The organism is Paraburkholderia sp. J10-1 (genome assembly GCF_905220165.1).
Classification (GTDB): Bacteria; Pseudomonadota; Gammaproteobacteria; order Burkholderiales; family Burkholderiaceae; genus Paraburkholderia.
Map to the genome: position 1 here is coordinate 1166062 of NZ_CAJMYW010000002.1, position 16983 is coordinate 1183044.

A 16983-nucleotide genomic window follows, 5' to 3' on the forward strand; every position below is an offset into this window, starting at 1 on the left:
GCTGCCGGTTGGCAGGCGGTCGCTTCCTGTGAGATTGGTGATGCGCAATTCGAACGTAGAACGCTTGTTGTCCGCGCTGCTTGGCCGCGAGAAAACCGAAACCCTCTTTGACACGCTGAACTTTCCTTCGATGCTCGAAGACTGGGAAAGCGGCACCGTCACGCGCGCCGAACTCTCCCAGGCCATGAACATGGCGCTGTTTGAAGACCTGCTGGAGCGTTCGCCCAACGGGCGCACGTACACCAACGATACGGTGGCGCAGGGTGGGTCGGTGTACTTCGACCATGGCGCGCTGCGCACGGTGCGCTGGGCGCACAACGGCGCGCTGCCGCCCGGCGAAGCGGCGTTCACGCGCATTCTGCGCCCGCTCGGCTTTCGCCTGAACGGCCGCTATCCGCTCGACAAGCTCGGCATGACAGGGCGCGCCTATGCCCACGAAGACGCGCCCGACGAGATCGCGCAGTTCTTCGTGAGCGAACTGCACCCCGAGCGCTTTTCGACAGCGTTCCAGCAAGCCGTGACGAACGTGGTGGGCGCGTCGAAGGACCCGCTCACGCCGCTGGCCATTGCGCAGCTTTCCGAGCTCGAACGCGACGGCTCGCTGCCCATCGATGCGGCACTGCAGCTGCTGCCCTTGATCGTCGGGGCATTCGCGCGACAGCACGATGTGCCATCTGTTTCGGACTACGAGACGTTGTTGCAGGAATCGGCGGAAATGGCGTGGATCGCAACGGAGGGCAACGCCTTCAATCACGCGACCGACCGCGTGGAAGACGTCTTCAAGCTCTCGGACGACGAGAAGTCCAAGGGGCGCCCGATGAAGCCCAGCGTCGAGACTTCGCGCTCGGGCCGCGTGTTTCAAACCGCGTATCGCGCCGATACTGTGGCGCGCGAGTTCCGAACCGCCGACGGCCAGCGCGTGACGCGCGAGGTGCCGGGTTCGTTCTACGAGTTCATCACGCGCAAGCGCACGTTCGATCAGGCCACGCGCCGCTGGCAGACCGACTTGCGCTTCGACGCGGGCAATGCCACCGGCATTTTCAAAATGACTGCGAACGCCGCGTAAAGCGGGTGTTTCAAACGCCCGGCGCGCCGTCTTGCGTGTCCGGGTGTGGTTCGTTGATGAGCCAGAGGACTTCCGCGTCTTCTTCGCTCGTGGAGACGGCCGCGTGACCCGTGCGGCTGTCGAAATAAATACTGTCGCCGGCTTCGAGATGCGTCGGTGCGTAAAGCTCGGAGTAGAGGCAAACCGAGCCGCTCAATACGAAGAGAAATTCTTCGCCTTCATGCCGGCCCCATTCCGTGAACTCGTCCAGCGAGTGCGCCGTCACGCGAATGCGAAACGGGTGCATCGCCTTGTGCGCGAGTTCCGTTGCCAGCAACTCCATTTGATAGCAGCCCGCTGCATGCTGCTGCCCGCCGCCCTTGCGCGTGAGCGCGCGGCGTCCGCTCGCGCGCGGCCTGGGCGCCGAGCCGAACAGTTCGCCGAGGTCGATCTTCAGGCCGTGAACGATCTTCTGCAGCACGTCGAACGTCGGCGACATCACGCCGTTTTCCACCTTCGAGAGCGTGGAGCGCGACACGCCGCACACGCGGCTGGCGGCCTCGAGCGTGTAATCGTGCTTCAGCCGGGCCGCCTTGACGCGCTTGCCCAGCTCCGCCGAAGCAGGCTCGGCGGGCTTGAGGGACGAGGTTTCCATTCGGGGACTCGGGTGTTCGCTAGTTGTTCGTATCGTACTCTATGTTTCCGATCATAACATTTGCGTATTGTGTGGCGTCGACTGTGTCATGCCGCCTATCAGTATGCAGGACTAAGTAATCTGGTCATCTGCAAGTTGATGATTTCTGACGCAAACCCAGTTCGCGCAAGGCAGGGCGCCCGCACAATCCGCCTTTTCACAACATTCATGCACAAGCAGGCGGATCGGCGCTATCGGGTATCTCCCAATGTCTGCAGAGCGTGCGCCACGCGTTGCCGGATTCCCCGCGTGAGCGGGCTTGATGAGAAAAGCGCATTACGTGGTGATTAGATTTCGTTTGATGCACGCGTAAGCGCTGCAGACAATCCGTTCACGTCCCGCCGCCCGGCATCGTGCGGCGCGAGACGAATCCTGTGCGCCGAAGGTCCGCGCGACTATTCGGACGCATCACGTGCCGGCTTCAGATACCGAAGGAATATCGCATGCACTCTCGTTTCCTCGCTTCTCGTCGTAGCTGCGCGATCGCAGCGTCGTTGATGTTGGTTGCCGGCGCGGTGAGCGCGCAGGAAATGGTGGTGAAGATCGGCGTGGCCAGCCCGCTCACGGGCGGCGGCGCCGCGTATGGCAAGGACATCGAGAACGGTGTGCGCTTGGCCGTGGACGAAGCGAATGCCTCGCATCCCACCATCGGCGGCAAGCCGGTCAAGTTTGTGATCGACTCGCAGGATGACCAGAGCGATCCGCGCATCGGCGTGCAGGTCGCGCAGCAACTCGTGGACGACAACGTGGCCGTCGTGATCGGCCACTTCAATTCGGGCACGACGCTGCCGGCCTCGAAGATCTACGCGAAGGCGGGCATTCCGATGATCACGCCGGCGGCGACCAATCCGGCCATCACGCAGGGCGGTTTCCCGACCATCTACCGCGTGATCGCAACCGACTCGCAAAACGCCGGCAACGCGGGCAACTATGCGGCGACGGTGACGAAGGCCAAGCGCATTGCCATCATCGACGACCGTACGGCCTTCGGCCAGGGCGAGGCCGACGAGTTCGAGAAAGCCGTGAAGGCGAGCGGCGGCACGATCGTCGCGCGCGAGTTCACGAACGACAAGGCCGTGGATTTCAGCGCCCAGCTCACGAGCATCAAGCGCACGAACCCGGATCTCGTGTTCTTCGGCGGACTCGACGCGCAGGCGGCCATGATCGTCAAACGCATGCGTCAGCTTGGCCTGAAGGCGCAATTCCTTGCGGGCGGCGGCGTCATGGACGCGAACTTCATCAAGCTCGCCGGCGATTCCGCCGATGGCGCTTCGGTATGGGAATACGGCCAGCCGCTCGGCACGCTGCCCAAGGGCAAGGGTTTCGAGGCGAAGTTCAAGCAGAAGTACGGCATCGACATGCTCGCCTACGCGCCGTTTGCCTACGACGCGGCGTGGGTCGCCATCTCGGCAATGGAGAAGGCGGGCTCCGCAACGCCGGCGCAGTTCAATGCCGCGCTGAAGGCCACGAACTACGATGGCATTACGGGCAAGATCGCGTTCAATGCCCAGGGCGACCTGAAGAGCCCGAGTTCGACGCTGTATCAGGTCAAGAACGTGGCGTGGGTGCCGGTCACGACGCGAACCACCGACTGACCTGAACCGCTGTTGCTTCTTCGAAGGGCGCCGCTTCTGTCGGCGCCCAATGCATTGTTTCCAATAGGAAATCAAGGACGCACCGGCGGGGCGGCCCCATGCGATCTTCGTGGCGGAAGGCCCCACGGATGCGATGCACGCGGCATGGCGAAAATCCCTTGGGTTTTGTGTTGTCGCCAGAAAAATGCGCGTGTATAGTTTCCTAAAGTAGCAATGTTTCGTATCGGAAATTTTTTAAGGGATTCTACCTATGAAAGCCTCTTCCATCCTCTCGGATCTCGGTATTTCCCATCTCGCCGAAGCGGGCGACATCGCCGTGCATTCGCCGATCAACGGCGAGCTGATCGGCCGCGTCGCGAGCCAGTCGGCAGCGGACGTCGACGCCGTGCTCGCGAAGGCACAGGAGGCGTTCAAGACCTGGCGCAACGTGCCCGCGCCGCGCCGCGGCGAACTCGTGCGCCTGCTCGGCAACAAGCTGCGCGAACAGAAGCGCGCGCTCGGCAGCCTCGTGTCGCTGGAAACCGGCAAGATTTTCCAGGAAGGCTTGGGCGAAGTGCAGGAAATGATCGACATCTGCGACTTCGCGGTCGGCCTCTCGCGTCAGCTTTATGGTCTGACGATTGCTTCGGAGCGTCCGGGCCATCGCATGGCGGAAACATGGCATCCGATGGGCGTGTGTACCGTGATTTCCGCGTTCAACTTCCCGGTCGCCGTGTGGTCGTGGAACGCCGCGCTCGCGCTCGTGTGCGGTAACGCCGTGGTCTGGAAGCCTTCGGAAAAGACGCCACTCACGGCAGTTGCCGTCAACAAGATCATGCAGGACGTGCTGAAAGAGTTCGGCGACGCGCCCGAAGGCCTCACGAGCCTGATCGTTGGCGGCCGCGATGTGGGCGCAAAGCTCGTGGCCGACCCGCGTTCGAACATCGTGAGCGCAACGGGCAGCACCGAAATGGGCCGCACGGTCGGCGTGGAAGTCGCGCGCCGCTTCGGCCGCTCGCTGCTAGAACTGGGCGGCAACAACGCGGGCATCGTTTCCGCTACCGCCGATCTGGAACTCGCGCTGCGCGGCATTCTGTTCTCGGCAGTCGGCACCGCGGGTCAGCGCTGCACGTCGCTGCGCCGTCTCTTCGTGCACGAAAGCGTGTACGACAAGGCCGTCGAGCGCCTGAAGACGCTGTACGGCAAGGTCGTGATCGGCAATCCGCTCGAACAGGGCACGCTGATGGGGCCGCTCATCGACGAGCAGTCGTTCGCGCGCATGCAGTCGGCGCTGGAGCAGGCAAAGCGCGAGGGCGGCAAGGTGTTCGGCGGCGAGCGCCACACCGTGGCGGGCAACGAAAAGGGCTTCTACGTGCGCCCGGCGATCGTCGAAATGCCGTCGCAAACTGAAGTGGTCCTGAAGGAAACCTTCGCGCCGATTCTTTACGTGCTCAAGTACAGCGACTTCGGCGACGCCATCGAAGCGAACAACGCCGCCCACCACGGCCTCTCGTCGTGCGTGTTCACGACGGACCTGCGCGAGAGCGAGCGCTTCACGTCGGCCTCGGGCAGCGATTGCGGCATCGCGAACGTGAACATCGGGCCGAGCGGCGCAGAGATCGGCGGCGCGTTCGGCGGCGAGAAGGAAACGGGCGGCGGCCGCGAATCGGGCTCGGACGCGTGGAAGGCCTATATGCGCCGCGCGACCAACACGGTCAATTATTCGTCGGCGCTGCCGCTCGCACAGGGCATCGACTTCAACGTCGAATAAGCGCGTTTCGCTGAGCTGAGCAGGCAAGACCGGGCGCATTGCGCGTCCGGTCGATGGATCGATTCGCGCAAAACAAATCAATGCGCGCCGCAGTTATCCGCAATCTGGAGCAAGTCGTGAGTTCTCAAGTCGTTATCGTTGGCGGCGGGGTAATCGGTAGTTCTATTGCTTATTTTCTGCGCGCGGCGGACCCCACGGTTGCCGTGACCGTGTTCGAGCGCGACCCGAGTTATGCGCGCTCGTCGTCGGCGCTTTCGGCCGCGTCGATCCGGCAGCAGTTTTCCACGCCGTTGTCGATCCAGATGTCGCTCTTCGGCATCGAGTTTCTGCGCGGCATTGGTGAGCGGCTCGAAGTGAACGGCAGCCGCCCGTCGATCGATTTGCATGAGGGCGGCTATCTTTTCCTCGCCACGGAAGCGGGCGACGCGACGCTGCGCGAGAATCACGCGCTGCAAACGAGCCTTGGCGCGGACATCGAACTCATGGCGCGCGACGCGCTGCATGCCAAGTTTCCCTGGCTCAACGTCGAGGATCTGACAAGCGGCACGTACGGCCGCAGCGGCGAGGGCTGGTTCGACGGTTACGGCCTCGTGCAGGCGCTGCGCAAGAAGGCGCAGTCGCTCGGCGCGCGCTATGTGGCGGCCGATGTGACCGGCGTCGTGCGCAGCGGCCGCAAGGTCACGCACGTGATCGCGAGCGACGGCGAACGCCATGCGTGCGACACGGTCGTGAACGCGGCCGGTGCGTGGGCGCGCAAGCTTGCGGAAATGATGGACATCGACATTCCGGTTTATGCGCGCCGCCGCAGCATTTTCAACGTGTCGTCGCCGGCGCGGCTCACTGCGTGTCCGCTGTTGATCGATCCGTCGGGCGTGTATTTCCGCCCCGAGGGCAATACGTATATCACCGGCACGTCGCCGAGCGCGGACAACGATCCCAACGATCTGCCGCTTGACGAAGTCGATCACGCGATTTTCGACGATGTGATCTGGCCCACGCTCGCGCATCGCGTGCCGGGGTTCGAGGCGCTGCGCGTGGAGAACTGCTGGTCCGGTTACTACGAGTACAACGTGCTCGACCAGAACGCCATCATCGGTTATCACCCGGCCATCGACAATTGCATATTCGCCAATGGGTTTAGCGGGCACGGTCTGCAACAGGGGCCGGCAACCGGGCGTGGCGTGAGCGAGCTGATTCTGAATGGCCGATACACCACGCTCGATCTTTCCTCGCTCGACTGGTCGCGTGTGCTGGAAAACCGGCCGATCGTCGAAAAGAATGTCGTCTGATGCTGGCCGTGAGGCCGCGCAAAAAGCCCGTGATTTCACGGGCTTTTTTTATGGCGCGAAGGCTTAATGAGCTAACCGCATGATGTCGTGATTAGATTTCGTTTGATACGCCCGTAAGGGCTGACCACAATCGAAGCTTGTGCGTTGCCGCGCTTAACCGTCATCGACTCCATTACGCCATGTACGATTTCACCGCGCCTTTTCAGCAGCCCGCCGGTTCACCCATTCGCGAGCTTTTCAAGTACCTGGGAGAGCCAGGCATGATTTCCTTCGCTGGCGGTTATCCGGCCAGCGATCTGTTCGACGCCGACGGACTGCAGGCGGCAGCGGCAAAAGCGTGGCAAGCCTCCACGCGCTGCCTTCAATATGGTCCGACCGACGGCCTGCCCGAGTTGAAGACGCAATTGCTCGCGCTGATGGCGCGCCGCGGCGTAACTTGCGCGCCTGAGGAGATGCTCGTGACGACCGGCTCGCAGCAAGGCCTCGACCTCTTGCTACGCGTGCTGCTCAATCCGGGCGACACGGCCTTGACCGAGCAGCCCGCCTATCCGGCCACGCTGCAGGCGCTCAGGCTGCAGCAGGCGCATGTCGTGACGGTGCCGGTAGACGGCGACGGTATCGACGTGGACAGCCTCGCCGCGCGGCTCGCTTCGGGCGCGGTTGTCCGGCCGAAGCTGCTCTACACGGTGCCGACCTTCGCGAACCCTACCGGAGCCACACTCACGCGCGAGCGGCGCCTGGCGCTCTTGCGTCTCGCCGTTCAATACCGCTTCGTGATCGTCGAGGACGATCCGTACGGCGATCTGCGCTTCGCAGGCAACGCGGTGCCGTCGATGCTGGCGCTGGCAAGCGAAGTGCAGGGCGCACGTGACTGGATCGTGCATTTCTCGAGTCTTTCGAAGGTCGTCGCGCCTGGCTTGCGCGTAGGCTGGGCCATCGCGCCCGCCGAAATCACGCGCCGCTGCGTGATCGCCAAGCAGACCGTCGACCTGTGCAGTACGCCGTGGACCCAGGCGATCGCCGCGCACTATCTGGAGGCGGGTTCGCTCGAACGGCATCTTCCGCACATCACGCGAGCGTATCAGCGTAAATGCGCAGCGCTTTGCGATGGATTGCGCGCGCAACTCGGTGATGCGATCGCGTTTCATCAGCCCGAAGGCGGCATGTTCGTGTGGGCGCGTATTCCCGGCGTGGCAATCGACGCGCTCTTGCCGAACGCGATAGCGAACAAGGTGATTTTCGTTCCGGGCAAGGCTTTCTTCGCCGATGATCCGGACACCGCTTCGCTGCGCCTTTCGTTCGCCGCGCCGAACGTGGATGAGATTCGCGAAGGCGTGGCGCGCTTGGAGCGGGCCACGCATGCCACGCGAACGGCGAGCGCGGCGTCGGCACCTGTTTGAAAAGCGCGCGGCTCAAGAACGGATCAAGCGCCGCGCGTTTCCCGTTGCGAAACCGACTGCGCAAGCTCGACAAAGCGCTCGACACATGTCGATGTGAACGGCTCGATCCACGAGACAGCCTGTTCGAGCACCGGTGCGCCGTTCAACGGCACATAGGCCACGCCTGAGCGTTGCAGCGCCATTGTGAAGGCCGGCACGATGGCGACGCCGCGCTCGGCCGCCACGAGCGATACGAGCGTCGCAGTCTGCGAAGCGGTGGGGCCGATACGCGGCTCCACACCTGCTTGCGCGCACAACGAATCGAGCGCCGCAGTCAACGCCGATCCATACCCCGGCGGAAAAATCAGAAACGTCTCGTCGCGAAGCTCGGCGAAGTCGAGCGAGGGCTTGTGCGCATGCACGCTGCCGCTCGGCACCGCGGCGACGAGCGGCTCGCGCGCGATCACGAGCGAACGCAAGCCGTCTTCGAGCGCGTTCGCTGCCGACCAGCCAAAGCCGATATCGAGTGCGCCCTCAACGATCTGCCGATGCTGACTCGCGGTTGCGACCTCGCAAAATGTGAGCTCCACCTCGGGCAGTTCGCGGCCTGCATTGCGCACGATTTCGGCGAACGCATCGGACATCGGAATCGAACTCGTGTAACCGATCGCAATACGGCCAGTCACGCCCTGTGCGAGCTTGCGCGCGGTGGCCTGCGCCTCGCCAACGGCGTGGAGCACGCTGCGCGCCCGTTCGAGGAACAACACGCCTTCGGGCGTGAGTTTGACCGCGCGTGTCGAACGCTCGAAAAGCCGAATGCCGAGTTCGGCTTCGAGCGCCGCGATATGGCGCGTGAGTGGCGGCTGCGCGATGTTCAGGCGCACGGCTGCGCGCCCGAAGTGCAATTCTTCGGCGACGGTGACGAAATAGCGGAGGCGGCGCAGGTCGAGCATTCTTGTTCTGGCGGTATCAATGGCGACGAAAACGGTATTGGCGCACGCGTTGGCCGATCCTCAGACTGTCGGTTGGACCAGACAGGGCGTCAAGCGTGAAAGACCCATCCATTCGAGCCGCGTTCTTCCTGTGCGGCTTCGCGGCCTTCATCAATCTCTACGCCACGCAAGGCATTCTGCGCGAACTCGCCGTTGCGTTCGGTGTGAGTGCGGAACGCGCCGGGCAGGGTGTGAGCGCAACCACGCTGGCCGTCGCCATTATCGCGCCGTTTGTCGGCGCCCTGGCGGCGCGTTTCGACCGGCGCACCGTGATTGTCGCCGCCGCGCTCGCATCGGCGCTGCCGGTGGTCTGGTCCGCGCATGCGTCGGGTTTTGCGTCATTCCTCGCGGCTCGCTTCGCCGCCGGCGTGCTGATGCCGTTCATTTTCGCCATGTCGATCTCGTATATCGGCGAACGCTATCACCATGAGCGCGCCACCGAAGTGAGCGCGATCTTCGTGGCGGGCACGACGCTGGGCGGCTTCGCGGGGCGCTTTGTCACCAACCTGCTCACGTCGATGCTCGGGTGGCGCCACGCGCTCGACATCGTGGCGCTGCTGAGCTTCACCACCGGTCTCGCGATCTACGCGAGCTTGCCCGCATCGGGGGCCGTGCGTGTGGAGGGCGGTTGCGCGACGAGGACGCAATGGAAGCCTGTGATGCGCGGCCCGGTGCTCGCCTCGTTCGCCGTGGGCGCATGCGTGCTTGCCTCTCAGGTCGCGACGTTCTCCTTCGTCGGTCTGCGGCTCACGCGCGCGCCGTTCGATTTCTCGACGGCGGGCATCGGCGCGATTTATGCAGTTTTTCTCGTGGCGGTGGTCGTCACGCCCATTTCGGGCCGTATGGCGAGACACCGCGGGCCGCGCGACCTTGCGCTCGCGGCGGTTGGCCTCGCCATCGCGGGGAGCTTGCTCACGCTCTCCGAGAGCGTTGGCGCGATTCTCGCCGGGCTCGCGCTCGGTTCGACGGCGGTGTTTGTCGAGCAGGCTTGCGCCAATGCGTTCATTTCCCATGCCGCCGCCGGGGCCAGGACGACGGCGATCGGCATCTATCTCTCCTGCTATTACTTCGGCGGCAGCCTCGGCTCCGTGCTGCCCATTCCGGCCTGGCATCGCTGGGGCTGGGCGGGGTGCGTGGCGTTCGTCGTGGCCGCTCAGGCGCTGGTTGGAGTGCTTGTATTCGCGTTCTGGCGGCCGGAGCGTGCCAGGCCGGAAGCGATCGCTACTGTTTGATTCATGATGTCGAAGCGGCCTATACACTGTGATCTTCGTCCGGCACTTCCGAGAGGAGTGAGTAACCGTGGAATTGACTGACTTCGACACACTGACTTTTGACTGCTACGGCACGCTGATCGATTGGGAAAGCGGCATTTTCAAGGGCCTTGAACCGTTGCTCGAGCGCGCTGGCACGCCGCTCACGAAGGACCAGGTGCTGGAAGCCCACGCGCGTCACGAGTCCTCGCAGCAGCGCTACACGCCAGCCAGGCGATACCAGGAACTGCTGTCCATCGTCTACAAGCGGCTGGCCGAGGAGTGGGGACTGTCGTTCACGCACGAGGAGTGCGTGGAATACGGGCGGTCGGTGCGGAACTGGCCGGCATTCGAGGACACCGTTGCCGCGCTGCAGTACCTCAAGAAGCACTATAAGCTGGTGATTCTGTCGAACGTCGACAATGAGACGTTCACCTATAGCAACGCAAGGCTGCAGGTTGAGTTCGACGCTATTTTCACTGCGGAAGACGTGGGCTCGTATAAACCCTCGTTGCGAAACTTCGACTACATGCTCGAAAAACTCGGCGAGCGTGGCATCGAGAAGGCGAAAATCCTTCACACTGCCGAAAGTCTCTTTCACGACCACAAGCCTGCCAATGAATGCGGGTTGGCGTCGTGCTGGATCTACCGCCGTTATGCGCAGCCCGGCTTTGGCGCGACAATGAATCCCGGCTCGCAACCGAAAGTCGATTTCCGCTTCAACAGCATGGCCGACTTCGTAAAGGCGCATCAGGAAGTGCTGGCAAAAAAATAAACCAGCGATGCTTCATTCCCATTCGCGATCACGCAACCATGCCCACGCCTTCCGACCATGAGTTGTTGAAAGCCCGTCTCGCGCAGGCTCGCCGGCTATTGGCGCTTGCGCAATCGGGTTTGCACTACGCGACGAGCGCCTTCGACACGGAAAGGTATGCTGAAATCGCCGGCATCGCGCATCAGCAACTCGCGGAAATGGCATCCCTGCAATCGGGCGAAGTTGCTGCGCTCTTTGCTTCCGAAACGGGATACGCCAATCCTAAACTCGATGTGCGATGTGCCGTATTCAATCCGGCTGGCCAAATTCTTCTCGTGCGAGAAGCTGTGGACGGTTTGTGGTCTTTACCCGGCGGCTGGGCCGACGTAGGTGTCTCACCGGCTGAAAACGCGGCAAAAGAGGTGCTTGAAGAAAGCGGGTACACGGTCAACGTCGTTCGGCTGCTGGCAGTGTGGGACATGCTCAAGCACGGCCATCCGCCTTCCGTGTTTCACATCTGGAAGCTGGTTTTTCTTGGGGAGATCGTTCGAGCGGGCGAGATATCCGGAGCCGAAACTAATGCGGCTCACTTCTTCGATGTCGACGACCTTCCTGCCTTGTCGCAAGGCCGAATTCTGCCGGAACAAATTCGACGACTGGATGAACTACGCAATAACGGTGACGTCGAATTCGATTGAAAGGCTTCAAGCCGCGCCGCTATGCTCTGTCCTTACAGTTGCCAAACGGCTGCCGGCAAACGGGTCCTGCCGCCAGTCCACCTTCGGGGGTTGGGCCGGCTGCTGTTCGGCCGTCTCGCCGATAGCAAAATGCTCGAGCGACTGCCCCGCGCTTGTCGCCTGCACCACCCACCGCGGGGCGTCGCCTTTGCCGTCCCACGTGTGGCCAGCCGCATCCCGGTAACGGGCGGCTCGCAATTGCGCGGCATCCGCAGCAATTGAGGCAGCAATATCGTCCGGTTCGATTCCATATTCGGCCATCCGACGCTGCAGATAGGCCACGATGCTTTCGCGTTTTCGTTCGTCCATTTCTAGTTGTGCTTCGCTCTGAATGCAACTCTTGAGCAGAATATAGCGCAAGTCGCGTGCCGCCACGATATCACAGCTTGAAAGGGCGGCTCTGGCGGCGGTAGCGAAAGGCCCAGCCCGGAATCAGGTAGTGAGTTTCTGGGAGCGGGCCGCTTCATGTTGTGCGGCTCGTTCTTCCGCATTCTTCTTCGCAATGTGATGCCCCACGATACACCCGCCGACGGCGCCAACCACGGCGTGGTGACCTGCATAATGTCCCGCTACGCCACCCACGACAGCCCCCTTGAGGCAGCCTGCGGCTTGTGCGGTTCCGGCTGCCGCCAGTCCTAAAGTGGCCGCCGCGGCAAACATCCTGATTCGGTTATTGACGTTCATGATAATCGCTTGCGGGAAATTTTAGCTTGAAAATTGACTCAATATCATGCGTTTCTGGTGAGCGCGGTTCGGAGTGTAGGCGGCGGGGCCGGACACAGGTGCAACGGCGGTGCGAGTTTCGTAACGGCGCGTTATCGGGGGAAACGCTTAGCGGACGAGGAAGCCGTAAGTCAGCGGGTCGCGTTCGTCCACGATCCAGGTTGCGAAGCCGCAAACAAACGCGTTGCCTTCGACTTCCGGAATCACTGCCTTGAAGTCGCCGACTGTCGTTTCGCTGAGCACGCGTCCTTTGAAAACCGTGCCGATGATGGACTCATTCACAAGGGTCTCGTCTTTGCCAAGTTCGCCACGCAGGTACAACTGGGCGACGCGGCCGCCGGTGCCGGAGCCGGTCGGCGAGCGGTCCACTTCGCGGTCCGCGAACACGCAGCAATTGGCTTGCGTCGAACCTTCGTGCCGCGGTGCGTTGGCAATGATGGTTCCGTAAATGTGATTGATTTCAGGGATCTCGGGGTGCTCGACGGGGTACGCCTTGTTCGCGGCTTCCTTCACCTCGGCGCCGAACCGGATGAGTTCCTCGACCGACGACTCGCGCACGGCGAGTCCATGCGGCTGACCGTCGGTATAGAAGTAGAAGGCGCCGCCAAAAGCGATATCGCCCTTCACCGTACCAAAGGACGGCGTTTGAACAATCACGTCGCGCTTCCAGATGAACGACGGGACATTCACGAATCGCACGTTGCCGGCGTGTTCGCCATCCCACTGAACGAATGCTTCGATAAAGCCACAGGGAGCGTCGATGCCAACACGCGTTTCCGGGACATGGCGCTGAACCCAGCCAAGTTCGACTGCCGCGGTAGACAGCGCGATCACGCCGTGTCCGCAGTGGTCGCTATAGCCCTCGTTGTGAAGAAAGATAATACCAAAGTCGGCGGTTGGGCTAACCGGCTCGGTCAGATAGCCGCCGTACATGTCGGCGTGACCACGCGGTTCGAACATCAAGGCGGTGCGGATTTCGTCGGCGTTCTCTTTTAGCCACGCGCGACGCTTCACAATCGTGTCGCCCGGCAGGCGCGGCAATCCGCTCGTGACGATACGGAAGGCTTCGCCGCCGGTATGGACCTCGACGGTCGAAATGGTACGAACAGGTTTCATGATGTTTTACGCTGTAGACTCACTGACCTTGGGCTGCGTCATTGAAACGACATCTACGTAACATACACCATTCACTGTCTCAACAAACTGCTGGTCGAAACTCCAGATTTTGGCCAACACAGACGAGGTGAACGATGTCGACGAAGATCCGCAGTTATCTCTCCCCCACGTTGGTTTTGCTCGCTTTCGACTGGCCAGAAGGTGCCACACGCGCCGACTTCCTGGGTTTCGCCATCGAGCGAGCCCCCGGTTTCACGAATCCGGACGGAAAATCTCATGCGGCAAGCAACTGGCTCCCCAATCGAATCACGTTCAAAGGGCCCGTGCCGGATGGGAAGCCCGATGCGCCTTCGAACACCGCGCCGATTCAAAAATTTATGTGGTGGGACGCGCGCATCGAGGAGGCCGACAGGGGCAAGCAGTTCACGTACACCGTTTATCCGGTAGTCGGTACGCCGGACAATCCGAATCTGCTGAACGCAGAGGCGAGTTCGTGTGAGGTCACGCTTCCGGCGCATATCGAAGACGGCGTGGGTACGTGGTTCAACCGCGCGGTGGTCAGCTCGCAGGCCTTTGCGCGGCAGGTCAAGGCCATGGGAATCGACCCACATAGCGCGCCGCCGGCCGCAGAGGCCCTTCAACTTCGAACATGGCTTGCTAACGATATGCAGCTTGTGTTCAAGGAAATATTCCTGGACTCGTCCCACGCTGCAGCAGCTGTCTATCACTTGACGGACCCGCTTTGGGCGATACCGGCGTTCAAGGATTTTGGAACGGCCCACGGAAAAGGGAATGTTGCCGTTGTCTACGACTCGCACCTGGTTCGCGAAAAAGGCAAATCTCCCGCGCCGTCACCCAATCAACCCACGGTCGATGCACTGAACAGCGTTGTGACTTTCTGCCCCCGTGACAAGACTCATATCATGCACGACAAGCTTATCGTGACGGATAGGGGCGATAGACAAGGTAATCCGGCATTCGTCCTTGCGGGTTCCGCGAATTTCACAACGGAAGGCATCACGGAACAGGCCAACGTGCTCCACCTGTTCGATTCGGCCAATCTCGCGAAACGATATGACGACAGAACGAAGGCCATAGCCAGCAATCCGCCCATCAATCAAACCGCTGAACTCGCGGATGGTTGGTCGGACGCCGTGATGGTGGGAAGCGCAGCCGTGCGCGTTTGCTTTTCTCCGGAGGCGAAAAGCAAACGTACCCAGATCGACACGATCGTAGAAGCGATAGGCAAGGCGCGGCATTCCGTTTTGTTTTGCCTCTTCATGCCGACTGACGAGCCGCTTCGCGACGCCTGCTTTGCGGCTGGCGACAAGGGGCGAATGATGTTCGGCCTCGTCAACAATATCAGTGAAAAGTCCGCTCAGAATGCGCAAGAGGCGCAAAAAGCGGGAGAAGTGGTGAGTACCACGGCTCTGGCCAACCTTGCGCTCTATCATCGAAGCAAGGAAAACCGCGATGTCATCGACGCGTCGTACTTCTCCCCGGCGACGGTGCCCGAAGGATTCGAGCCTGAGCTTCGGCTTTTTCCCGGCGAAGTCGCGCCTGGTTACGCTCCGGTCATCATCCACCATAAATTCATTGTCATCGATGCCGAGGGAGACAATCCTATTGTTTACACAGGCTCGGCAAACATGAGCAACAACTCGGAGCATTTCAATGACGAGAACCTGCTCGAAATAAAGGACACGCGAATTGCCGCCATTTACCTCGCCGAGTTCATGCGGCTATACGAGCACTATCGGGCTCGCGCCATTGGCATCGAGGCGCAGCAGCGTAGAACCGTTCAACGGCTGATGCTGCAACCCGACCGCAAGTGGGCGGACAAATACTACAAGGCGAATAGTCCGGAGGAGAAGGCGCGGATTGCATTGGCAGCAAGCCCGGCCAACTGAAGTCAATGACGCATTCGCACGACGGCGCTCGCCCGCGTTTCGCGGTCGATGAATTCTGCATGGGCTCGCCCGTGATATCTGGCGTTGCTGGGCGCATCCCTGGGGCTGCTAGTCACCAGCACGGTGTCGCCGGCAGCGCTCGCTTCGTGGGGCTGGCGCATCCCGTTCCTGATCGGTCTTCTGATTGCACCAGTTGACCTCTATGTTCGCCTGCGGCTTCGCGACGAACCGATTTTCACCAACAGCGCCAGACATGCCGGCACACCGCTTGCCCAACTGTGTCGCGAACATGGGAGGACGATCCTGCTGGCGACGCTGATGATCATGGGGCAAACCATACCGGTGTACGCGATTGTCTACCTCATGCCGGGCTGTGCGGCACGTGTGATGCACACGCCCGCCATCATTGGATTCATGGCTTCCGCGTTGTCTGCTTTACTGCTGGTATGCGTTGAGTGTTGCTCTATTAGGCAGCACCGCTCAATTCATTGTGACCGGTTTGATCAAATGGAGCGGCAATCCCTGTCTGCGGCATGGTATGTTGCGCCCGCGTGTTGCGTGAGCTTTTGCGTGCTGACGTTTTTCAAGGAGCGGCGCGTCGGACCATGAACCTGGCGCACAGGCATCGACGCCTGTCAGCGCGACTGCAGCCGCCTGCTAGCGAGCGCCCGAAAATCCTGCGGCGCCATGTCGTACGCGCGCCGGAAGGCGCGTGTGAAATCGGAGGCGCTTTTGAAGCCGAGTCCGTAGGCAATCTCGATCACCGTGACGTGCGAATACCGGACCAGTTCATCGGCTGCGCGACGTAGCCTCAGGTTTCGGATATAAGCGCCAAGGCCGCCTTCGTGCTGAAACAGGCGATAGAGGGTTGGGCGAGGAAGTGCAAGCGCATTGAGTACACTTTCAGGGGAGAGGTCGCTTTCAGTCAGGTGCGCCTGAATATAGCGCCGTACCTGAGCGAACATCGCCGCCCGGGCTGCCGCACGAGTGTCGCCGTTCAGGCCCGCTTGCCGTCCAAACGCTGCGACAAGCAGTTCCGCCGCCTCGCGTATGGCGCCGTCCGCCTCCGCGGCGCTCAGGCTTGCGATTCTCCCACTGAGCGCCGCAACGTGTTCGGTAATCAGTGGCACAAGTGGCATCGACGCGTGAAGCACACGGCCATGGATGGCTTCCGGATCAGGAAACACCTTTTGCACCAACTCGCCCGGCACGAAAAACGTGACTACCCTGCATGCCTGGCGCTGCATTCGAATCGCCTGGTTCAGATCGAGCGCAAGAATGCTGGCGGGCGCAGGAGTGCTGTCGCGCTGCGCGGTGCGCGTGACCACGTTCTCAACGCCACCCTCCAGAAACACATGGAAGACGAAGTCGCGTACCCGGTCTGTCGAAATCCGTGCCTGAGAGCGTTCGAGCACAAGCAGGTCCGACCGGCAATCCGTAAATACAAGGTTATTCACCGCATAGCGGTCAATTGAGGCCTGAAACGGCTTCTCCAGAGCGGATAGCGAGGGCACCACGTCAATGAGATGGCCCACTCGATCCCGCCAGGCGAGCAAGCGACGTTCCGGCGGTTCGCCCTGCACACTGAAATGATTGTGGGCAATGCCATGTTCAAATGGACGGAAGACGTCGACCGTGGGTACGCGCGAGCTCATGCGAAGAAGTCTTTGCTGAAATGTGCCTGAAAGTCTTCTGGAATAGACGCTTTGAGAATCTAACCGAAATTCTGCCCGTAGTGAATTGTTCGAA

16 protein-coding genes are annotated in these 16983 nt (G+C 61.5%); 10 read left to right on the plus strand and 6 right to left on the minus strand.

The annotated features are described in order from the left end of the window. Positions 1-40 precede the first annotated feature (40 nt). On the plus strand, positions 41-1066 hold the full coding sequence (locus tag U5A65_RS11990) for a DUF1338 domain-containing protein (RefSeq protein ID WP_321946367.1): 1026 nt from the start codon (positions 41-43) through the stop codon (positions 1064-1066). Between the two features lie 10 nt (positions 1067-1076). Here U5A65_RS11990 and U5A65_RS11995 read toward each other — a convergent pair whose 3' ends face one another. After that, positions 1077-1700: an XRE family transcriptional regulator gene (locus tag U5A65_RS11995; RefSeq protein WP_321914598.1), complete on the minus strand. Its 624-nt coding sequence runs from the start codon at positions 1698-1700 to the stop codon at positions 1077-1079. A 536-nt stretch (positions 1701-2236) separates the two neighbouring features. On the opposite strand from U5A65_RS11995, the gene U5A65_RS12000 reads away from it, so the two are divergent. The 4 genes from U5A65_RS12000 (at position 2237) to U5A65_RS12015 (ending at position 7773) form a co-directional block, all read left to right on the plus strand. Beyond that, a complete protein-coding gene (locus U5A65_RS12000) occupies positions 2237-3334 on the plus strand; it encodes a branched-chain amino acid ABC transporter substrate-binding protein (RefSeq protein WP_321934144.1) in 1098 nt (365 codons plus the stop codon). Between the two features lie 250 nt (positions 3335-3584). After that, positions 3585-5084 (plus strand): aldehyde dehydrogenase family protein, encoded by a 1500-nt coding sequence (locus U5A65_RS12005; protein WP_321946368.1) that lies wholly within the window; start codon positions 3585-3587, stop codon positions 5082-5084. Between the two features lie 116 nt (positions 5085-5200). Continuing rightward, positions 5201-6373, plus strand: a complete 1173-nt coding sequence (locus U5A65_RS12010; RefSeq protein ID WP_321946369.1) for an FAD-binding oxidoreductase — start codon at positions 5201-5203, stop codon at positions 6371-6373. Between the two features lie 179 nt (positions 6374-6552). Beyond that, positions 6553-7773, plus strand: coding sequence for a PLP-dependent aminotransferase family protein (locus tag U5A65_RS12015; protein WP_321946370.1), 1221 nt, complete (start codon positions 6553-6555; stop codon positions 7771-7773). Positions 7774-7796: 23 nt separating this feature from the next. On the opposite strand, the gene U5A65_RS12020 is transcribed toward U5A65_RS12015, so the two are convergent. Beyond that, positions 7797-8705, minus strand: a complete 909-nt coding sequence (locus tag U5A65_RS12020) for a LysR substrate-binding domain-containing protein (protein ID WP_321946371.1) — start codon at positions 8703-8705, stop codon at positions 7797-7799. Positions 8706-8800: 95 nt separating this feature from the next. Between U5A65_RS12020 and U5A65_RS12025 the strand changes: the two genes are divergently transcribed. The 3 genes from U5A65_RS12025 (at position 8801) to U5A65_RS12035 (ending at position 11446) form a co-directional block, all read left to right on the plus strand. Continuing rightward, the gene (locus U5A65_RS12025; protein WP_321946372.1) at positions 8801-9976 is read left to right on the plus strand and encodes an MFS transporter; all 1176 of its coding nucleotides are present in this window, start codon (positions 8801-8803) and stop codon (positions 9974-9976) included. A gap of 67 nt (positions 9977-10043) precedes the next feature. Beyond that, positions 10044-10769 carry a haloacid dehalogenase type II gene (locus tag U5A65_RS12030; protein WP_321946373.1) on the plus strand — a complete coding sequence of 242 codons (726 nt, stop codon included), beginning with the start codon at positions 10044-10046 and terminating at the stop codon, positions 10767-10769. Positions 10770-10807: 38 nt separating this feature from the next. After that, positions 10808-11446 (plus strand): NUDIX hydrolase, encoded by a 639-nt coding sequence (locus U5A65_RS12035; protein WP_321914605.1) that lies wholly within the window; start codon positions 10808-10810, stop codon positions 11444-11446. 6 nt (positions 11447-11452) lie between these two features. Here U5A65_RS12035 and U5A65_RS12040 read toward each other — a convergent pair whose 3' ends face one another. From U5A65_RS12040 to lhpH, 3 genes are all read right to left on the minus strand, one after another. Further along, entirely contained in the window at positions 11453-11794 is a 342-nt protein-coding gene (locus U5A65_RS12040; protein ID WP_321914633.1) for an H-NS family nucleoid-associated regulatory protein, read from the minus strand. A gap of 123 nt (positions 11795-11917) precedes the next feature. Then, complete coding sequence (locus tag U5A65_RS12045) at positions 11918-12169, minus strand: hypothetical protein (protein ID WP_321933353.1); 252 nt, start codon at positions 12167-12169, stop codon at positions 11918-11920. A gap of 147 nt (positions 12170-12316) precedes the next feature. Further along, positions 12317-13324, minus strand: coding sequence for a trans-3-hydroxy-L-proline dehydratase (lhpH, locus tag U5A65_RS12050; RefSeq protein ID WP_321946374.1), 1008 nt, complete (start codon positions 13322-13324; stop codon positions 12317-12319). A gap of 134 nt (positions 13325-13458) precedes the next feature. Between lhpH and U5A65_RS12055 the strand changes: the two genes are divergently transcribed. Both U5A65_RS12055 and U5A65_RS12060 read left to right on the plus strand, forming a co-directional pair. Continuing rightward, positions 13459-15234, plus strand: a complete 1776-nt coding sequence (locus U5A65_RS12055; RefSeq protein ID WP_321946375.1) for a phospholipase D-like domain-containing protein — start codon at positions 13459-13461, stop codon at positions 15232-15234. 84 nt (positions 15235-15318) lie between these two features. Then, positions 15319-15843, plus strand: a complete 525-nt coding sequence (locus U5A65_RS12060) for a hypothetical protein (protein ID WP_321946376.1) — start codon at positions 15319-15321, stop codon at positions 15841-15843. A gap of 26 nt (positions 15844-15869) precedes the next feature. Here the strand turns inward: U5A65_RS12060 and U5A65_RS12065 are convergent, their stop codons facing one another. After that, positions 15870-16889, minus strand: a complete 1020-nt coding sequence (locus tag U5A65_RS12065; protein WP_321933348.1) for an AraC family transcriptional regulator — start codon at positions 16887-16889, stop codon at positions 15870-15872. Positions 16890-16983: the final 94 nt, after the last annotated feature.

Excerpts from the sequence above, each read along its gene's own strand:
- U5A65_RS11990 (WP_321946367.1), top strand. The coding sequence starts at position 41 with ATGCGCAATTCGAACGTAGAACGCTTGTTGTCCGCGCTGCTTGGCCGC.
- U5A65_RS11995 (WP_321914598.1), bottom strand. The coding sequence starts at position 1,700 with ATGGAAACCTCGTCCCTCAAGCCCGCCGAGCCTGCTTCGGCGGAGCTG.
- U5A65_RS12000 (WP_321934144.1), top strand. The coding sequence starts at position 2,237 with ATGTTGGTTGCCGGCGCGGTGAGCGCGCAGGAAATGGTGGTGAAGATC.
- U5A65_RS12005 (WP_321946368.1), top strand. The coding sequence starts at position 3,585 with ATGAAAGCCTCTTCCATCCTCTCGGATCTCGGTATTTCCCATCTCGCC.
- U5A65_RS12015 (WP_321946370.1), top strand. The coding sequence starts at position 6,553 with ATGTACGATTTCACCGCGCCTTTTCAGCAGCCCGCCGGTTCACCCATT.
- U5A65_RS12020 (WP_321946371.1), bottom strand. The coding sequence starts at position 8,705 with ATGCTCGACCTGCGCCGCCTCCGCTATTTCGTCACCGTCGCCGAAGAA.
- U5A65_RS12035 (WP_321914605.1), top strand. The coding sequence starts at position 10,808 with ATGCCCACGCCTTCCGACCATGAGTTGTTGAAAGCCCGTCTCGCGCAG.
- U5A65_RS12040 (WP_321914633.1), bottom strand. The coding sequence starts at position 11,794 with ATGGACGAACGAAAACGCGAAAGCATCGTGGCCTATCTGCAGCGTCGG.
- U5A65_RS12045 (WP_321933353.1), bottom strand. The coding sequence starts at position 12,169 with ATGAACGTCAATAACCGAATCAGGATGTTTGCCGCGGCGGCCACTTTA.
- lhpH (WP_321946374.1), bottom strand. The coding sequence starts at position 13,324 with ATGAAACCTGTTCGTACCATTTCGACCGTCGAGGTCCATACCGGCGGC.
- U5A65_RS12055 (WP_321946375.1), top strand. The coding sequence starts at position 13,459 with ATGTCGACGAAGATCCGCAGTTATCTCTCCCCCACGTTGGTTTTGCTC.
- U5A65_RS12065 (WP_321933348.1), bottom strand. The coding sequence starts at position 16,889 with ATGAGCTCGCGCGTACCCACGGTCGACGTCTTCCGTCCATTTGAACAT.